Below are 16778 nucleotides of genomic sequence, written 5' to 3' on the forward strand. Positions count from 1 at the left end.
CATGCTAAGGCCGCCGGCCACCCGGCATCGGCCAGACGCCGCGATGTCCCTAGAAATCGACCAGGCTCAGGCCGATGCTCAGCACGGTGCGCTTGCGGTTGTAGTCGACCAGCGTGTCGCCATAGCCGTGAAACAGCTGCGTGTGGAAGCGCAGGTTGCTCCTGCTCGAGTTGCCGAGGTCCTTGAGCCATTCGAGCCGCATCGAACCGCGCCCGCTCTCGCGCAGGTTGTTGCGCACCGTCAGCCCGAGCGTGTTGTAGGGGTTCAGATTCCAGCGGCCCGTGAGCTCGGCGCGGCCGATGTAGTTGGAGATGTCGGGGTTGTCGTCCTTCGCAGCATCCTCATGCAGGCGCTGCCACACGCGGCCGGTGAGGGTGAAGCGGTCGTCCAGCTCCATGCCGCCCATCAGGTAGACGCGGTTCCAGCTGCGCGAATAAGGCAGGCTCTGTCCGTTCGACTGGTGCACCAGGCCGAGGCCCGCATAGCGCCAGCGCCAGCCGCCCGCCAGCTGCACGTCGGTGGGATAGACATACATCAGTTCCGGCTCGTGGTCGGTGGTGCGGAAGGGCCGCGAGATCGCGCCGTTGAAGAGCTGCCAGGTGGACTGCTGGCTGTAGCCGAACCACAGCGAATCCTTCTTGACCGGATCGTTCAGCGTCAGCATGCCCTGGATCAGCTTGGTGCGCACCGAAAGCCCGATGCGCATCTCGTTGGCCTGGTAGGCGATGTCGCTGCCGTTGTGGCCGGCAGAGGGCGAGGTCGGCGTCTGCGGCTTGTCCTTGGCCGCCGAGGCGGACACGTTGAGCGGCCGGTAGGCGCGGAAGCTGAAGGTGCCGCAGTCGGTGCCATTCTCGAGTTCCCAGAAACGCGAGAGCGCGGAGTACTGGCGGTCGCGGCAGCCTTCTTCGGTGGCGACGGAGACCACGCGCGTGGCGGGCACGGCGGCGTCCACCGGCGCGGGCGGCTGCGTGTTGGCGAGCACGGGCGGCGCCGCCGGTACCGAGGCCGCGGGCAAGGTCTGCTGCTGGGCCCAGCGGTCGAAGCAGGCCAGCCGCGCCTCCTTACTGTCGGCGAGGCGCTGGCACTGCTGCCAGGTCAGCTGCGCTTCGGCCAGCGGGCTCTGCGGTCTCTCTGCAGGTTGCGCGTGCGCGCCTGCGATGCCGAGGCCGGCAAAGAGCGCCGCGAAAGTGGTGGTGCGTGTGTTCATCATTGCCAACTGCCCGTCTTGGTTAGTACAAAAGGACGTGTGCTGTCGTCGGCGGCGTTTCGCCAGGTTCCTTTGAACTCCTTGCCGCAGGATCCGGCCTGCAGCTCGCCGAGCCAGACGCCGCTGATCGCGCGGCCGTCCATCGATTCGTCGATGTTGAGTTGGCCCTCGTCGTCGATGTCGCCCGCGAGCTGCGCGACCGAGGGGCTTGCCGCGCCGCCGTCACGCGTGATGGTGCCGCGCACGCCGGCGTATTCAGGATGCTTGGCGAGTTGCAGCCGCGCGATGCCCGGCACGCCTTCGAAGCGTGCCTCCCATTGGCCATAGAGCGCCTCGACCGGCAGGTCGCGGCCGCTGGCGGGGCATGCCGGCTGGGCTCCGGCGCTGCCGGCGGCAATGCACAAAGCAGTGAGCAGCGCGTGGCACTTCATGGGGCTGCCGCGGCGGCCGCCGCTGCGGCAGCGTTGTCCTGGACCTTGCGCGCGAATTCGGCGCGCAGTGCCTTGAGTTTCTCGCGCGGGTCTTCCTTGATGGTCTTCTTGTCGAGCGCCATCTCGGCGATGAAGCGGCTCGGCTGCGCCGGCACCATCTCGCGGCCCTGCTTACGTCGCTTGGTCCAGCTCACCGCCAGGCTGCGCTGCGCGCGCGTGATGCCCACGTACATCAGGCGGCGCTCTTCCTGCAGGCGCTGCAGCGTGTCCTCGCTGACCTTCTCCTGCCGGCCGCCGTCGTCGTCGAGCTTGAAGGGCAAGAGCCCTTCGGTCACGCCGATCAGCATCACGTGCGGCCATTCGAGGCCCTTGGCCGCATGCAGCGTGGAGAGCGTGACCACGTTCTGGTCCTTCTCCCGTTCGCTGATGGTGGAGAGCAGCGAGATGGTCTGCGCGACTTCGAGCAGGCTCTTGCGTTCGCTCTCGACCGTCGCTCCGGAGGCATCGTCGATCTGCCCGCCGCAGCGCTGCGACATCCAGTCGCAGAACTCGAGCACATTGGTCCAGCGGCTGGCCGCGGCCTGTTCGCTGTCCTCGCCGTCGTAGAGGTGCTTCTCGTAGTCGATCTCTTTCAGCCAGTCGGCCAGGAAGCTGCGCGCGTCCTCGGCGCCCATGGTGCGGCGCGCGCGGTATTCGAGGTCGTTGATGTAGCGGCCGAACTCGTGCAGGCCTTCCTGCGCGCGCTTCGGCATCACGCTCGGCAGCGAGGGCGAGAACAGGGCCTCGAACAGGCTCAGCTTGTACTGGCTCGCGAAGGTGCCCAGGCTGGCCAGCGTGGTGTGGCCGATGCCGCGCTTGGGCGTGGTCACGGCGCGCAGGAAGGCCGGGTCGTCGTCGTTGTTGACCCAGAGCCGGAACCAGCCGCACAGGTCCTTGATCTCGGCGCGGTCGAAGAAGCTCTGGCCGCCCGAAACCTTGTAGGGGATCTGCGCTTTGCGCAAGGCCTGCTCGAACACCCGGGCCTGGTGGTTGGCGCGGTAGAGGATCGCGAAATCGCGGAACTCCTTGTACTGCTGGCCTTGCGTGGTGGCGTCGCCGCCGCGCAGGCTCTGGATGCGCGCCACCGTGCGTTCGGCCTCGTGCGCCTCGCTGTCGGCATCGACCACGCGCACCGGCTCGCCCTCGCCGAGTTCGCTGAACAGCGTCTTCGGAAAGAGCTTGGGGTTCGGTCCGATCACGTTGTTGGCCGCGCGCAGGATCGCGCTGGTGCTGCGGTAGTTCTGCTCGAGCTTGATGACCTTGAGATTCGGGTAGTCGATCGGCAGCTTCTTCAGGTTGTCGAGCGTCGCGCCGCGCCAGCCGTAGATCGACTGGTCGTCGTCGCCCACCGCGGTGAAGCGCCCGCGCTCTCCTACCAGCGCCTTCAGCACCTCGTACTGCGTGGCGTTGGTGTCCTGGTATTCGTCGACCAGCACGTGGCCGAGCGCGGCCTGCCACTTGGCGCGCACCTCGTCATGCTGCTGCAGAAGCTTGAGCGGCATGCCGATGAGGTCATCGAAATCCACGCTCTGGTAGGCAGCGAGCCGCTCTTCGTAGCGCCCCATGATGCGCGCCGTGATGCGCTCGTTGTCGTCGGCAGCCTGGGCCTCGGCCTGGGCGGCATTGAGCCCCATGTTCTTCCACTTGCTGATGGTCCACTGCCAGATGCGCGCGGTCGCGGCGTCGGTGGTGCCGCCGGCGTCCTTCAGGATCTTCGTCACGTCGTCGCTGTCGAGGATGCTGAAGGCCGGCTTCAGGCCCAGCACGGCGCCGTCTTCGCGCATCATGCGCACGCCCAGCGCGTGGAAGGTGCACACCACCACATGCTTCGCGTCGCGTCCGATCAGCCCCTTGGCGCGCTCGCGCATCTCGGCTGCTGCCTTGTTGGTGAAGGTGATGGCCGCGATGCGCTTGGGCTCCAGCCCCGCCTGGATCAGGCGCGCGATCTTGTGCGTGATGACGCGCGTCTTGCCCGAACCCGCACCCGCGAGCACGAGGCAGGGACCGTGCATGTAGTTGACGGCTTCTTGTTGCGCGAGGTTGAGACCGGAGGACATGAGGCGAGGGGAAGGGGGCGCAAAGCGGGCAATGATACGGGGCGCCGTCGGACGACCTCAGATGTATGGCGGTGTTAAACCCGTTCGCATTTGTGATCGGCGCCGCCGCATGAAGAAAACAAGACATCCGCTCACCATCGCCTTCTGGTCCGCGCTCGCCACGGTGGCGGCAGCGCTGGTCGTGCTGAACTTCCTGCCCGGCGAAAAGAAGATCGAGCAGCACATCGAGCGCGAGTACAGCCTGCACGATGCGCAGTTCCGCCGTGCGATGGGCGTCCTGCTCGGGCCGCCGGTCACGGAGGGCAACCGGTTCGAGGCGCTGATCAACGGCGACCGGATCTTTCCGCCGATGCTCGCGGCCATCCGCGGCGCGAAGAAGAGCATCACCTTCGAGACCTACATCTACTGGTCCGGCGACATCGGCCGCGCCTTTGCCGATGCGCTGTCGGAACGCGCCCGCGCCGGCATCAAGGTGCATGTTGCTGCTCGACTGGGTAGGCAGCCAGAAGATCGAGGAGAAGATTCTGCAATCGATGGAAGAAGCAGGCGTGGAGATCCGCAGGTTCCACAAGCCGAGCTGGTACGACATCGCGCGTTTCAACAACCGCACGCACCGCAAGCTGCTGGTGGTCGACGGCGTGGTGGGCTTCACCGGCGGCGTGGGCATCGCGCCCGAGTGGACCGGCAACGCGCAGGACCCCGACCATTGGCGCGACTCGCACTACAAGGTGGAAGGGCCGGTGGTCGCGCAGATGCAGGCCGTTTTCATGGACAACTGGATCAAGGTATCGGGCGAGGTGCTGCACGGCGAGCGCTACTTCCCGGCCATTGCGCTGCGCGGCGGCGGTGCGGCCCAGATGTTCAGCAGCTCGCCCTCGGGCGGCAGCGAGAGCATGCACCTGATGTACCTGCTGTCGATCGCGGCGGCCACCAGGACCATCGATCTCTCGAGCGCCTACTTCGTGCCCGACGATCTCGCGTGCGATGCCCTCATCGCCGCGGTGAAGCGCGGCGTGCGCGTGCGCATCATCACGCCCGGCCCGATCATGGACGCGCAGACCGTGCGCCGCGCGTCGCGCGCCGGATGGGGTCCGCTGCTCGAAGCCGGCGTGCAGATGAGCGAATACCAGCCGACCATGTACCACTGCAAGGTGATGGTGGTCGACGACCTGTTGGTGTCTGTCGGCTCGACCAACTTCGACAACCGTTCCTTGCGCCTCAACGACGAGGCCAACCTCAATATCTACGACGAGGCCTTCGCCCGGGCGCAGGTGGCGGTGTTCGAGGACGATCTCGCGAAGAGCAAGGCGGTGAGCTTCGCCCAGTGGCAGGACCGGCCATGGCGCGAGAAGTTGATGGAGCACCTGGCCGCGCTGCTGGGGCCGCAGCTCTGAGTACCGCGGCAACGACAATCGCCCGCGTGCTGCAGATCCTCTTCGTCACCATCCCCTTCTTCGCCTTGATCGCGGCCGGCTACGCAGCGGCTCGCACCGGTGCGCTGCCGCTCGCGGCAATTCCGGGGCTCAATGCCTTCGTGCTCTATTTCGCGCTGCCGTGCATGCTGTTTCGCTTCGGCGCTGCAGCGCCGATCGCGCAGCTGCTCGATGCCGGCGTGGCGCTGGTGTGGGGGGCGAGCGCGTTGATCGTGGTTGCAGCCACGGTGGCCCTGGCGCGCAGGCAGCGCATCGGTTGGAACGATGCGGCCTTCGGTGCGCTGGTGGCGGCGTTTCCGAACACGGGCTTCATGGGCGTGCCACTGCTGGTCGCGATCCTCGGCACGCGGGCGGCGTCTCCGATGATCATCACGATCGCTTTCGATCTGGTCGTGACCTCTTCGCTGTGCATCGCGCTGTCGCGCCTGGCCGGCGCCGACGAGCACGATGCGGCCAAGGCAGCCCGACAGGCCTTGCGCGGCATCGTGCAGAACCCGATGCCATGGGCCATCGTGCTCGGCGGGCTGGCATCGGCCACGCGCCTTGGGCTCCCGGCGCCGGTCGAACGCACGATCGCGATGCTGGCCGATGCCGCCTCGCCGGTGGCGCTGTTCACCATCGGCGCGGTGCTGGCGCGCTCGTCGCTGCTGGCGCGCGAGCACCGGGCGAGCGCGCTCGTCGCCGCCGCGATGGGCAGCGCCTCGCAGCCGCTGCGAAAGGCGCCGCTTGCCGACGTGCTCTGCGTCGCGGCGATCAAGCTGCTGCTGCATCCCTTGCTGGTCTATGGCCTCGCGCGAGGCGCGATCGCGCTGGGCCTGCCGCTCGGCCAACCGGCGCTGATGGCGATCGTTCTGGTGGCCGCGCTGCCGAGCGCAAGCAACGTGTCGATGCTGGCCGAGCGCTTCGGCGCCGACAACGGGCGTATTGCGCGCGTCATTCTGTGGACCACCGTGGCAGCCTTCTTCAGCTTTCCCCTGGCGGTGAGATGGATGGCTAGTCGGGGCTAACTTCGGAAGTCCATTGCCGTCGGCAATCTCTGTTTCAGAATATTTCCTACAAGACGCCGTCACTCCTCGGTGGATAGTGTGAACTATTGCTTTTGACTAATGCTTAGGTTTGCATTCGCGCTGCTAAAGTGGCGCCAGATACCGGGGGAACGGCATGACGACTTTGACGCGCTGGGTGCTTTGGGTGGCGTGGCTCGCTACCGTCAGTTGGCTTTGGCTCGTGGGTGCGCTGGGCATCGGTAGTGCGCTCGCGACGGGCGCAGCGAGCCTTTTGCTGTTCGCATGGCCGGGTCATTCGCACCGGCGGCGCCGGTCGGAACTGCGCTATATCGAGATGGGCAAGCAGCCCGTGGGCCTGCCCTGAGCCGCACTCAGATGCTGTGCGGGTCCACGTCGACCAGCCAGCGGATCACGCCCTTGCCCTCGGGCTGCCGTCGCAGTTCGTGCAACAGCGGCTGCCAGGCCGCCAGCAGGCGCTGAAGCGCCGCGCGCGACGCGCTTTCGACCAGCATCTGCGCCCGCTCCACATTCGCCACGCGCTGGATCGCCAGCGGCACGGCCGGGTAGCGGGTCACGCGCTCGGCCCCTTCCAGCGCATCGGCCGCCTCGCTGGCGGCATTCAGAAAAGCCTGTGCCGCCTCCTGCGTCCGGGCGTCGGCCCGCAGCAACGCCTGGAAGGCGTAGGGCGGCATGCCGGCAGCGGCGCGCTCTTCGAGTTCGCGCTGGGCGAAAGCCGGGTAGTCGTGCCGGCGCAGCGCCGCGAACAGCGCATGCTGCGGATGGTGGGTCTGGATCCACATCTCGGCGGTCGCGCCCTGCGCTGAAAGATAGGCGGCGTCGCGTCCCGCGCGTCCCGCCGACTGCATCAGCAGGCTGAACAGCCGTTCCGGCGCGCGGAAATCACTCGAGAAGAGCGCGCCGTCGGGATTGACCGCGGCCACCAGCGTGATGCGCCGGAAGTCGTGGCCCTTGGCGATCATTTGCGTGCCCACCAGCACGTCGACCTCGCCCGCATGCACGGCGGCGAGCTGCGATTCGAGCGCGCCTTGGCGGCGCGTGCTGTCGGCGTCGATGCGCGCGATGCGCACCGCGCTGCCATCGGGCCGCTTCACGCTCGCGAACAGCTCGCCCAGGTGCTCCTCGAGGCGTTCCGTGCCGCGGCCCACCGGCGCGATGTCGGGGTTGCCGCAGGCCGGGCAGGCGCGCGGCACGCGCTCGGTGAAGCCGCAGTGGTGGCAGCGCAGCGTGCGGTCGATCTTGTGGAACACGCGGTAGGCGCTGCAGTGCGGGCATTCGCTCTTCCAGCCGCAGTCGCCGCAGGCCAGCACCGGCGCATAGCCGCGCCGATTGAGGAACACCATGCTTTGCTCGCCGCGCGCGATGCGCTGGCCGATGGCATCGAGCAGCGCGCCCGAAAGCACGGTCCTGGGCGGCTGCAGGTTCATGTCGACCAGCCGAACGGCGGGCAGCGCCACGGCGCCGATGCGCGAGGGCATGGCCAGCCGCAGATAGCGCCCGCCGGCATCCTCGCCCGCGGCCGGCCGGCTCTGGTGCCAGCTTTCGAGCGAGGGCGTGGCCGAGCCGAGCATCACCTTCGCGCCTTCGCGCTGGCCGCGCCACACCGCCAGGTCGCGCGCCGAGTAGCGCGCGCCTTCCTGCTGCTTGTAGCTGGGGTCGTGCTCCTCGTCGACCACGATCAACTTCAGCGCCGGCATCGACGCGAACACTGCCATGCGCGTGCCGAGCACGATGCGCGCTGCGCCGTTGTGCGCCGCGAGCCAGCTGGCCAGGCGCTGCGGATTCGTCATGCCGCTGTGCAACGAGACCACGGTGCCGTCGCCGAAGCGCTCCTTGAAGCGTGCTTCGAGCTGCGGCGTGAGGTTGATCTCGGGCACCATCACCAGCGCTTGCGCGGAGGGCTCGCGCGCCAGCAGCGCCGCCACGGCCTGCAGGTAGATCTCGGTCTTGCCGCTGCCGGTGCTGCCGAACAGCAGGAAGGGGCCGGTCTCGGCATCGAAGCGGGCCAGTGCGTCGGCTTGCTCGGCAGACAGTGCCAGGCCGTCGGGCGCCGCGCCGGCGGCAGGGGAGTGCGCCGGCACGGCTTGGCGCTTGAGCCGCCGCGCCAGCTGCACCGCGCTCAGGTCGCGCAGCTGGGGCGGCAGCGCGGCCAGCGCAATCTCGCCGAGCGAGCGCTGGTAGTAGCGGGCGGCAAAGGCCACCAGGTCGCGCCAGGCATCGTTCAGCGGCGGCAACCCATCGAGCACGGCGGCGACGGGCTTGAGTTCCATGGCGGGCGCCGCGCCGTCCTCGAGCGCATGGACCGCCCATGCCACGCCCAGCACCTCGCGACGACCCAGCGGCACCCGCAGCAAGGACCCGATGGCCGGCGTTTCGGCGCTGGCGTAGCTCAGTACATCCCCTAATGCGCTGTGCGCAGGAGTCTGGACCGCGACGTCGATGCGCCAGTTCAAGGCGTGGTCCTGTTACGGCCGTTGGTTAAAGCAAGTTGTAGCAATGCGGCTTAAGTCGTTGATTTGCCTGCGCTTTGGAAGCCATCCAGAGTTTGTGTGGATAACTTTGTTGATATCCGGGCCCGACTCGCCGCCAGCCCTTGAAAATCAAGGCTCCGGCTGGAATGCCCGCAAAAAAAGCAAAGTTCAAAGTCCATATAAATCAATGACTTAGCGACGCTATCGCTTTAGGAGCAGGGATTTGCGGTCCAAAGATATTTTGGCGCAGCGCAGCAAGTGTTTTGTGCATAAGTCAGTCGGTCCTCACCCTTTCGACTTGACAAATGCGAATCGGTCGTTCTTAGGTACTTACAACCTATAACAGTCGCTTCAGACACGCAGCGCGCGCGATTGCGCATGCACCGCAGCGACCAGCGCCGCAACGTGATCGGGCGGCGTGAACTGGCTGATGCCGTGGCCCAGGTTGAAGATGTGGGTCGGCCCGGTCGAAGCGCGATCGGTGTGCGGCCGTCCGAAGCTCTGCAGCACCTTCGCCACCTCGGCCTCGATCTGCGCGGGCGCGGCGAACAGCACGTTGGGATCGATGTTGCCCTGCAGCGCCTTGGCCCCTGCACCTTCGCCCACGAGTGCGCGTGCGTGGCCGAGGTTGACGGTCCAGTCCAGGCCCAGCACCTCGCAGTCGAGCGCGCGCATGTCTTCGAGCCAGAGTCCGCCGCCCTTGGTGAAGACGATGCGCGGCACCGGCAGGCCGTCGGCACCTTCGCGCTTCAGCTGCGCGAGCACGCGCGCGGTGTAGGCCAGGCTGAAATCCTGGAAGGCGCCGTCGGCCAGCACGCCGCCCCAGCTGTCGAACACCATCACGGCCTGCGCGCCGGCGTCGATCTGCGCGTTGAGATACGCGGCCACGGCATCGGCATTCACCGCGAGCAGGCGGTGCATGAGATCGGGGCGGCTGTAGAGCAGGGTCTTGACCTGCCGATAGTCGCTCGATCCTGCCCCCTCGACCATGTAGCAGGCCAGCGTCCAGGGGCTGCCCGAGAAGCCGATCAGCGGCACCCGGCCATCGAGTGCGCGGCGGATCGATGCGACCGCGTCGAACACGTAGCGCAGCTTGGCCATGTCGGGCACTGCGAGCGCGCCGATCGCGGCTTCGTCGCGCACCGGCCGTGCGAAACGCGGCCCTTCGCCGGCCTCGAAGGAGAGGCCCAGGCCCATCGCATCGGGCACCGTGAGGATGTCGGAGAACAGGATCGCGGCATCGAGCGGATAGCGCTCGAGCGGCTGCAGCGTGACCTCGGTGGCGTAGTCCACGTTGGTGGCCAAGCCCATGAAGCTGCCGGCGCGGGCCCGCGTCGCCACGTATTCGGGCAGGTAGCGCCCGGCCTGGCGCATCAGCCAGACGGGGGTGTGATCGGTGGCCTGGCGCCAGCAGGCGCGCAGGAAAGTGTCGTTCTGAAGTGGCGCGAAAGGCATCCTGCGATTGTCGCAGGGCAGGCTCATTCGGCGGCGCGCCCGGCCTGCCCCAATGCCTGTGCGAGGAAGTCGACGAAGGCGCGCACGCGCGTCGACAGCTGGTAGCGCTGTGGATAGACCGCGTAGATGTCGGCCCCGGGCGTGCGGTACTGGGGCAGCACCTGCACCAGGCGGCCGCTGCGCAGGTAGCGGTTGATGTCCCATTCCGCGCGCATCACGATGCCATGCCCGTCGAGCGCCCACCTGACCGCGATCTCGCCGTCGTTGGTCGTGAGGCTGCCGCGCGTCTTGATGGCCTCGGTGCGCTGGCGCGCGCCGCGGCCGGTGCTCAGGCGCCACAGGCCGTAGGCCTCGTCGCCCTGCCGGATGCCGATGCAGTTGTGACGCATCAGGTCGCGCGGCACTTTCGGCTGGCCGCAGCGCGCCAGGTAGGCGGGCGAGGCGCAGAGCAGGCGCTGGTTGGCCGCGATGCGCCGCGCGATGACGCGTGCGTCCGGCGGCTCGCCGAAGCGGATACAGACGTCGAAGGCATCGTCGCTGAAGGGCGGCGGATTCACCGACAGCTGCAGCTGCACGTCGACCTCCGGATGGCTGCGCACGAAGCGCGAGATCACCGGCGCCACATGCGTGCGCCCGAAGCCCAGGGTCGCGTTCACGCGCAGCAGGCCCTTGGGGCTGCCTTTCGACTGGCTCAGCAGTTCGTCCAGGTCGGCGATCTCGTCGAGGATGCTGCGTGCGCGTTCGAGCAGCACCTCGCCCTCGGGCGTGAGGCTCATGCGGCGCGTGGTGCGGTTGACCAGCGTCACGCCCAGGCGGCCTTCCATCTGCGCCAGCCGCTTGCTGACGGCGGCCGTGCTGATCCCCAGGTCGCGGCCGGCCGCGCTCAGGCTGGGGGCGCTCGCCAGCGCCGAGAAGAATCCGAGCTCGGCCGGTTGGATGCCGCTGGTCATGGGTATCGATTGTTGAACGCAGGTTAACGATGGCTTGAATCCAGGCCCGCATCGTAGAGCTGTCCGGCTCCTACAGTCAGCCCATCTTTTCAACAGGGGCTGACTCATGAAGACATACCGCATCGCCACCATTCCCGGCGACGGCATCGGCAAGGAAGTGATCCCGGCCGGCCGTCAGGTGATGGAAGTGCTGGCCGCCGCCTCGGGCGGCCAGCTGAACTTCGAGTTCGAGGATTTCGGCTGGGGCGGCGACTGGTTCCGCCAGCACGGCGTGATGATGCCGGACGACGGCTTGGCCGCACTGCGCGACAAGGACGCCATCCTGTTCGGCTCTGCCGGCGACCCGCACATCCCCGACCACGTCACGCTGTGGGGCCTGCGCCTGAAGATCTGCCAGGGCTTCGACCAGTACGCCAACGTGCGGCCGACGCGCATCCTGCCGGGCATCGACGGGCCGCTCAAGCGCTGCACGCCCGAGCAGTTGAACTGGGTGATCGTGCGCGAGAACTCCGAGGGCGAGTACGCCGGCGTCGGCGGCCGCGTGCACCAGGGCCATCCGATCGAGGCCGCGACCGACGTCAGCATGATGACCCGCGCCGGCGTCGAGCGCATCATGCGCTTCGCCTTCCGGCTCGCCCAATCGCGCCCGCGCAAGCTGCTGACCGTGGTCACCAAGTCGAACGCGCAGCGCCATGCGATGGTGATGTGGGACGAGATCGCGGTGCAGATCGCAAAGGAGTTTCCCGATGTCACCTGGGACAAGGAACTGGTCGACGCCGCCACCGCGCGCATGGTCAACCGCCCCGCCACGCTCGACACCATCGTCGCCACCAACCTGCATGCCGACATCCTGAGCGACCTGGCGGCCGCGCTGGCCGGCAGCCTGGGCATCGCGCCCACCGGCAACATCGATCCCGAGCGCCGCTACCCCTCGATGTTCGAGCCGATCCACGGCTCCGCCTTCGACATCATGGGCAAGGGCCTGGCCAATCCGGTCGGCACCTTCTGGTCGGTCGTGATGCTGCTCGAACACCTGGGCGAGGCCGCGACCGCCGCGCGCCTGATGGAGGCGGTGGAGCATGTGACCGCCAACCCTGCGCTCCATACCCGCGATCTCGGCGGCAGCGCGACGACCGACGACGTGACCCGCGCCGTCTGCGGCCACATCGCCGCCGCGCAGGCGCAGCGCCGCGCGGCCTGAGAGAGCGCCGCCGAACACAACGACATGGAGACAGCATGAACTTCCTCTTCGAGCCCCGCCGCCGTCGCTTCGTGCAAGCCGGCGCCCTCGCATTCGGCCTGGCCTCCACGCTGGGGTCCACGCAGGCTTTTGCGCAGCAGCCCTGGCCCGCCAAGCCCATCAGTCTGATCGTGCCCTTCCCCTCGGGCGGCACCACCGACGTGCTGGCCCGCGCGCTGGCCGACCGGCTCTCGCAAAGCCTCGGCCAGCCCGTGGTGGTCGAGAGCAAGCCCGGCGCCGGTGCGACGCTGGGCGCCGACTTCGTGGCCAAGGCCAAGCCCGACGGCTACACGCTGCTGATGGGCGCGGTGCACCACACCATCGCGACCAGCGTCTACAAGAAGCTGCCCTACGATTTCCAGAAAGACTTGGCGCCCATCACCGTCGTGGCCATGGTGCCCAACGTGCTGGTGGTCAACGCCGCCAACACGCCGGCCAAAAACGTCGCCGAACTGGTGGCGCTCGCCAAGTCCGCGAAGGACAAGCTGGCCTACGGCTCCAACGGCAACGGCACCGCGCAGCACCTGATCGGCACGCAGTTCCAGGCCAGCACCGGCGCCGAACTGCTGCACGTGCCCTACAAGGGCAGCGGCCCGCTCACCACCGACCTGCTCGGCGGCCAGGTGGCGATGTCCTTCGACACCATCACGCCGGTGCTGCAGCACATCAAGAGCGGCAAGCTGCGCGCGCTGGCCGTGACCACGGCGAAGCGCTCGTCGGTGCTGCCGGAGGTGCCCACCCTCGAGGAGGCCGGACTCAAGGGCTTCGACATCGGCACCTGGTTCGGCGTGCTGGCGCCGGCGGCCACGCCGAAGGAGGTGGTGGCGCGCCTCAACGCGGAGATGGTGAAGATCATCCAGTCGGCGGACTTCGCCGAGCGCATGCAGGCCATCGGCGCGGAGCCGCTGGGCGGCAGCTCGCAGGAGATGGCAGGCCGGATCCGCGAGGAGACGGCGAAGTTCGCGAAGCTGGTGAAAGAAGGAAAGGTCGCGATCGATTAGGGCCTGAGCAGGCCCTTAGCGCCAGGGCGTTGCGCCCCTAGTGAGCCGCGAATGCTCGACCATGATGCAGTGGTCCTGCACCACTTTCAGCCCGGCCGCGCGGCCCTTGGCCGCTGCTGCCTGATTGATGATGCCGAGCTGCATCCAGAGCGCCGGTGCGCCGATGGCGATGGCTTCGTCCATCACCGGCGGCACGTCTTCGGCCTGGCGAAACACGTTCACCAGGTCGATCTTCTCGTGCTTCGCGGCCTCTCTCAGCGTCGGATAGGCCTTCTCGCCGAAGACCTCGCGGGTGTTCGGATTGACCGGCACGATCCGGAAGCCGCGCGCCTTCATGTATTGCGAGACGCCGTAGCTGGTGCGATGCGGGCTCGGCGAGAGGCCGACGACGGCGATGGTGCGCGTGCGCGCGAGCAGCGCTCCGATGTCGGTGGGTGGGGTTGCGTCTTTCATCGCGCCATTTTGCGGCGCGGCGCGCAACCGTACCGTGCTCAGGCCTTGTACTTGATCGAGCAGCCGTAGGGCTTGGTGGCCGCCGCGCTGATCGGCGTGCCGCCGAAGGCTTCGCCGAGCGCCTGGTTCACGTAGTTGGTGGCGCTCTTGATGTCCTCGGCGCGCGCCGACGCAATGCTGTCGATGCCGCCCGCGTACACCAGCACGCCCTTGGGATCGATGATGAAGAGATGCGGCGTGGTGCGCGCGGCGTAGGCGCGGCCGATCACGCCGTCTTCGTCCATCAGCACGGCCGTGGGCGCGGCCGACTGCTCCTTCATCCAGGCATCGAGTGCGGCCGGTTTCAGGTAGTCGCTGGCGGCGCGCTCGGTCGAGTTGACCGACAGCCAGACCACGCCCTTGTCGGTGGCCGCCTTCTGGGTGGCAGGCATGTTGCCGCTGCCGTAGTGCTTGCGCACGAACGGGCAGCCCGGATTTGTCCATTCGAGCACCACGAACTTGCCGGCGAAATCCGACAGCCGGTGCTGCTTGCCGCTGGTGTCGACGGCGACGAAATCGGGCGCCTTCTGGCCCACGGCCGGCGCGGCCATGGCGTGGGTGCCCATGAGGAAAGTGGCGCCGAGCGCCACCGCGGCGGCCACCACGGCGCGGCGCGAGGCCCGGCTCAGGGCCGCGCGGGCATTGCGCGCGGCACGGTAGGAACGCGAGTCGGAGGATGACGATGAAGGCATGGTCAGCTTGAACTCCCAATCAATATATTCAACAACCGCCACAGCTTAGAGCGGTTTTCTCACCTGCTTGTGACAACCCGTAGAGACTCGGGGTCAAAGCGTCGCCAAGGCCGAGCGTACCTCTTCTTTGCTAAGGATTTCGGTCAGCACCAAGGGCGCCTTGCCCGGCGCCTGCAGCACGTAGACCGGCACGCCGCTGCGCCCAAGCGCGGTCAGCGCGGCGGTGATCGCCGGATCGCGGCGCGTCCAGTCGGCGCGCAGCATGGCGACCTGCCTGGCATCGAACTCGGCCAGGAGCGCCGCATCGGCCAACGTGCTGCGCTTGTTGTACTGGCAGGTCACGCACCAGGCGGCCGTGAAGTCGATGAATACCGGCCGGCCGGCGGCCGCGAGTTCGCTCACGCGCGTCGCAGACCAGGGCTGCCAGCGGTCGCCGGTCGCGGCCACGGCCGGCGCCGCGCTGCGCATCACGTTGCCGCCGATGGCGCCCGCCAGCACCGCGGTGGCCGCGATCAGCAGGCTGGCCACCACGATGCGCGTGCGCCCGCGCAGCGTGAACGCCCAGACGATCGCCGCCAGGCACACCAGGAGGCCGAGCAGCGCGCCCGCGCCGTCGATACCGCTTTGCTGGCCCAGCACCCAGACCAGCCAGGCGACCGTGGCGAACATCGGAAAAGCGAGCAGCCGGCGCAGCGTGTTCATCCACGGTCCGGGTCGCGGCAGCAAGCGCGCCACCGCCGGCACGAAGCCCGCCGCCAGGTAGGGCAGGGCGAGGCCGAAGCCGAGCACCGCGAACATCAGCAGGGCCTGCGTGGCCGGCAGCCCGATCGCGAAGCCCAGCGAGGCGCCCATGAAAGGCGCCGAGCAAGGCGAGGCGATCACCACCGCGAGCACGCCCGACAGGAAGTCGTTGACCACCGGGTGCCGGGCCTGGGCGCCGCACAGCGAAGCCGGCGCCAGCATGCGGAACTCGTAGACGCCCGCGAGGTTGAGCCCGATCAGCGTGAAAAGCGCTGCCAGCACGGCCACCACCGCCGGTGACTGGAGTTGGAAGCCCCAGCCCAGTTCGGCGCCGGCCGCGCGCAGCGCGAGCATCGCGCCGCCCAGCGCCAGGAAGGACAGCATCACGCCGGCCGTGTAGGCGACGGCGGCCATCCGGTGGCCGCTGTGGTCTTCGGCCTGGCGCGTGAAGCCCAGCACCTTGATCGCGAGCACCGGGAACACGCAAGGCATCAGGTTGAGCAGCAGGCCGCCGATCAGCGCGCCCAGCAGCGCGGCGACAAAGTTGCCTGCCGGTTGCGGCAGGGGCGCCGCGGTGTTGGCTTCGAGCGCGGCCTGCAAAGCCGGCGAGACCTCCGCCCGCGGGGCCGTGGCCGGCCAGGTGCCGGCAACCGGCGCTTCGGCGCGCCAGGCAATGGGCTGGCCGGCTTGCCGATCGGCCTCGGCCAGGGCGACCACCACCGGCATCGTCGTCGGGCTGGCGCTGCGCTGATCGGAGAGCGGCACGGTGGCGGTCCAGGCGTCGCCCTGCCAGGCCTGCGTCCAGTCCTTGCCCTGCACGGCCGCCGTGTGGATCACCTCGCCGGTCTCGGGGAAGAACTCCAGGGTCTTGCCGCGCGCCGCCGCCGGCAGGCCTTCGAGGCGGACCTGCAGCTTGTCGCCCTCGATGGCGATCGTGCCCGGCTTCGCGAGCGCGGCCGGCTGGGCGGCCAGAGCGGCGTCGAAGGCGCTCTTGTGCAGTGCGGTCGAGCCCTGCAGCGGCAGCTTGAGCAGGAACTCGCCGTCTTCTGGAATGCATTCCTTGCGGCAAACCAGCCAGGAGGCCTTGAGTTTGATGTCGAGCCCGTTGGCGCCGGCGAGGCTTGCGGCGGGCTTGAAGTCGGACGCCACGGTCAGCGGCACCGGCAGCAGCACCGTGCCTTCGTAGCCGTAGTTGGCCAGGGTGCCGATCGGGATCTTCTTCGGCACCGGCCACGCGATGTCGCCGTTGGAGATGCCGGCCGGCAGCGACCAGGCGAGCTCGGTCGGCAGGCCGGAGTCGCCGGCGTTCTTCCAGTAGGTGTGCCACTCGGGCTGGTGCGTGATCTGCAGGCCGACCCAGACCGGCGCGCCGGCGACGACGCCCTGCGGCGCATGGGCGATCAGTTCCGCCCGCACATGGGGCGTGGTGACGACGGGTCCGACCTTGGTGGAAGCCAGCTGGCCCGCAGCCGGCAGGCAGGCTGCGAGAGTGGCGGCCAGGAAGGCCGCAAGACGAAGGGAGGGGAGAAATGCCATGCCAGTCA

13 protein-coding genes and 1 pseudogene are annotated in these 16778 nt (G+C 68.3%); 5 read left to right on the forward strand and 9 right to left on the reverse strand.

All coding sequences use genetic code 11. From position 1 onward, the window contains the following. Window positions 1-49: 49 nt before the first annotated feature. The 3 genes from ACSQ89_RS04165 to ACSQ89_RS04175 are packed head-to-tail and all read right to left on the reverse strand — an operon-like array spanning window position 50 to window position 3734. Complete coding sequence (locus ACSQ89_RS04165; RefSeq protein WP_436295424.1) at window positions 50-1207, reverse strand: phospholipase A; 1158 nt, start codon at window positions 1205-1207, stop codon at window positions 50-52. Beyond that, the gene (locus tag ACSQ89_RS04170; RefSeq protein ID WP_093111319.1) at window positions 1207-1638 is read right to left on the reverse strand and encodes a hypothetical protein; all 432 of its coding nucleotides are present in this window, start codon (window positions 1636-1638) and stop codon (window positions 1207-1209) included. Before ACSQ89_RS04170 ends, ACSQ89_RS04165 begins: the two co-directional genes overlap by 1 nt. After that, a complete protein-coding gene (locus ACSQ89_RS04175; RefSeq protein ID WP_093111321.1) occupies window positions 1635-3734 on the reverse strand; it encodes an ATP-dependent helicase in 2100 nt (699 codons plus the stop codon). Before ACSQ89_RS04175 ends, ACSQ89_RS04170 begins: the two co-directional genes overlap by 4 nt. A gap of 109 nt (window positions 3735-3843) precedes the next feature. Between ACSQ89_RS04175 and ACSQ89_RS04180 the strand changes: the two are divergent. The 3 genes and pseudogenes from ACSQ89_RS04180 to ACSQ89_RS04190 all read left to right on the forward strand — a co-directional run bounded on the left by ACSQ89_RS04180 (window position 3844) and on the right by ACSQ89_RS04190 (window position 6538). Beyond that, window positions 3844-5128 (forward strand): annotated as a pseudogene (locus ACSQ89_RS04180) (phospholipase D-like domain-containing protein). Between the two features lie 26 nt (window positions 5129-5154). After that, on the forward strand, window positions 5155-6174 hold the full coding sequence (locus ACSQ89_RS04185; protein WP_436295425.1) for an AEC family transporter: 1020 nt from the start codon (window positions 5155-5157) through the stop codon (window positions 6172-6174). Between the two features lie 154 nt (window positions 6175-6328). Continuing rightward, complete coding sequence (locus ACSQ89_RS04190) at window positions 6329-6538, forward strand: hypothetical protein (RefSeq protein WP_093111325.1); 210 nt, start codon at window positions 6329-6331, stop codon at window positions 6536-6538. A gap of 7 nt (window positions 6539-6545) precedes the next feature. On the opposite strand, the gene ACSQ89_RS04195 is transcribed toward ACSQ89_RS04190, so the two are convergent. From ACSQ89_RS04195 to ACSQ89_RS04205, 3 genes are all read right to left on the reverse strand, one after another. Then, window positions 6546-8645, reverse strand: coding sequence for a primosomal protein N' (locus ACSQ89_RS04195; protein ID WP_436295426.1), 2100 nt, complete (start codon window positions 8643-8645; stop codon window positions 6546-6548). Between the two features lie 369 nt (window positions 8646-9014). After that, window positions 9015-10118 carry a uroporphyrinogen decarboxylase gene (hemE, locus tag ACSQ89_RS04200; protein WP_436295427.1) on the reverse strand — a complete coding sequence of 368 codons (1104 nt, stop codon included), beginning with the start codon at window positions 10116-10118 and terminating at the stop codon, window positions 9015-9017. Between the two features lie 23 nt (window positions 10119-10141). After that, a complete protein-coding gene (locus tag ACSQ89_RS04205; RefSeq protein ID WP_436295428.1) occupies window positions 10142-11068 on the reverse strand; it encodes a LysR family transcriptional regulator in 927 nt (308 codons plus the stop codon). Between the two features lie 106 nt (window positions 11069-11174). Between ACSQ89_RS04205 and ACSQ89_RS04210 the strand changes: the two genes are divergently transcribed. Beyond that, a complete protein-coding gene (locus tag ACSQ89_RS04210) occupies window positions 11175-12269 on the forward strand; it encodes a tartrate dehydrogenase (protein ID WP_436295429.1) in 1095 nt (364 codons plus the stop codon). Between the two features lie 35 nt (window positions 12270-12304). After that, entirely contained in the window at window positions 12305-13309 is a 1005-nt protein-coding gene (locus tag ACSQ89_RS04215; protein WP_436295430.1) for a Bug family tripartite tricarboxylate transporter substrate binding protein, read from the forward strand. Window positions 13310-13324: 15 nt separating this feature from the next. On the opposite strand, the gene ACSQ89_RS04220 is transcribed toward ACSQ89_RS04215, so the two are convergent. The 3 genes from ACSQ89_RS04220 to ACSQ89_RS04230 all read right to left on the reverse strand — a co-directional run bounded on the left by ACSQ89_RS04220 (window position 13325) and on the right by ACSQ89_RS04230 (window position 16770). Further along, entirely contained in the window at window positions 13325-13762 is a 438-nt protein-coding gene (locus tag ACSQ89_RS04220) for a CoA-binding protein (protein WP_093111337.1), read from the reverse strand. Window positions 13763-13800: 38 nt separating this feature from the next. Further along, window positions 13801-14493 carry a redoxin domain-containing protein gene (locus ACSQ89_RS04225; protein ID WP_436295431.1) on the reverse strand — a complete coding sequence of 231 codons (693 nt, stop codon included), beginning with the start codon at window positions 14491-14493 and terminating at the stop codon, window positions 13801-13803. 93 nt (window positions 14494-14586) lie between these two features. Continuing rightward, the gene (locus tag ACSQ89_RS04230) at window positions 14587-16770 is read right to left on the reverse strand and encodes a protein-disulfide reductase DsbD family protein (RefSeq protein ID WP_436295432.1); all 2184 of its coding nucleotides are present in this window, start codon (window positions 16768-16770) and stop codon (window positions 14587-14589) included. Between the last annotated feature and the right edge of the window lie 8 nt (window positions 16771-16778).

The organism is Variovorax sp. LjRoot175 (assembly GCF_964253805.1).
Classification (GTDB): Bacteria; Pseudomonadota; Gammaproteobacteria; order Burkholderiales; family Burkholderiaceae_C; genus Variovorax.

Excerpts from the sequence above, each read along its gene's own strand:
- ACSQ89_RS04165 (WP_436295424.1), bottom strand. The coding sequence starts at position 1,207 with ATGAACACACGCACCACCACTTTCGCGGCGCTCTTTGCCGGCCTCGGC.
- ACSQ89_RS04170 (WP_093111319.1), bottom strand. The coding sequence starts at position 1,638 with ATGAAGTGCCACGCGCTGCTCACTGCTTTGTGCATTGCCGCCGGCAGC.
- ACSQ89_RS04175 (WP_093111321.1), bottom strand. The coding sequence starts at position 3,734 with ATGTCCTCCGGTCTCAACCTCGCGCAACAAGAAGCCGTCAACTACATG.
- ACSQ89_RS04190 (WP_093111325.1), top strand. The coding sequence starts at position 6,329 with ATGACGACTTTGACGCGCTGGGTGCTTTGGGTGGCGTGGCTCGCTACC.
- hemE (WP_436295427.1), bottom strand. The coding sequence starts at position 10,118 with ATGCCTTTCGCGCCACTTCAGAACGACACTTTCCTGCGCGCCTGCTGG.
- ACSQ89_RS04205 (WP_436295428.1), bottom strand. The coding sequence starts at position 11,068 with ATGACCAGCGGCATCCAACCGGCCGAGCTCGGATTCTTCTCGGCGCTG.
- ACSQ89_RS04210 (WP_436295429.1), top strand. The coding sequence starts at position 11,175 with ATGAAGACATACCGCATCGCCACCATTCCCGGCGACGGCATCGGCAAG.
- ACSQ89_RS04215 (WP_436295430.1), top strand. The coding sequence starts at position 12,305 with ATGAACTTCCTCTTCGAGCCCCGCCGCCGTCGCTTCGTGCAAGCCGGC.
- ACSQ89_RS04220 (WP_093111337.1), bottom strand. The coding sequence starts at position 13,762 with ATGAAAGACGCAACCCCACCCACCGACATCGGAGCGCTGCTCGCGCGC.
- ACSQ89_RS04225 (WP_436295431.1), bottom strand. The coding sequence starts at position 14,493 with ATGCCTTCATCGTCATCCTCCGACTCGCGTTCCTACCGTGCCGCGCGC.
- ACSQ89_RS04230 (WP_436295432.1), bottom strand. The coding sequence starts at position 16,770 with ATGGCATTTCTCCCCTCCCTTCGTCTTGCGGCCTTCCTGGCCGCCACT.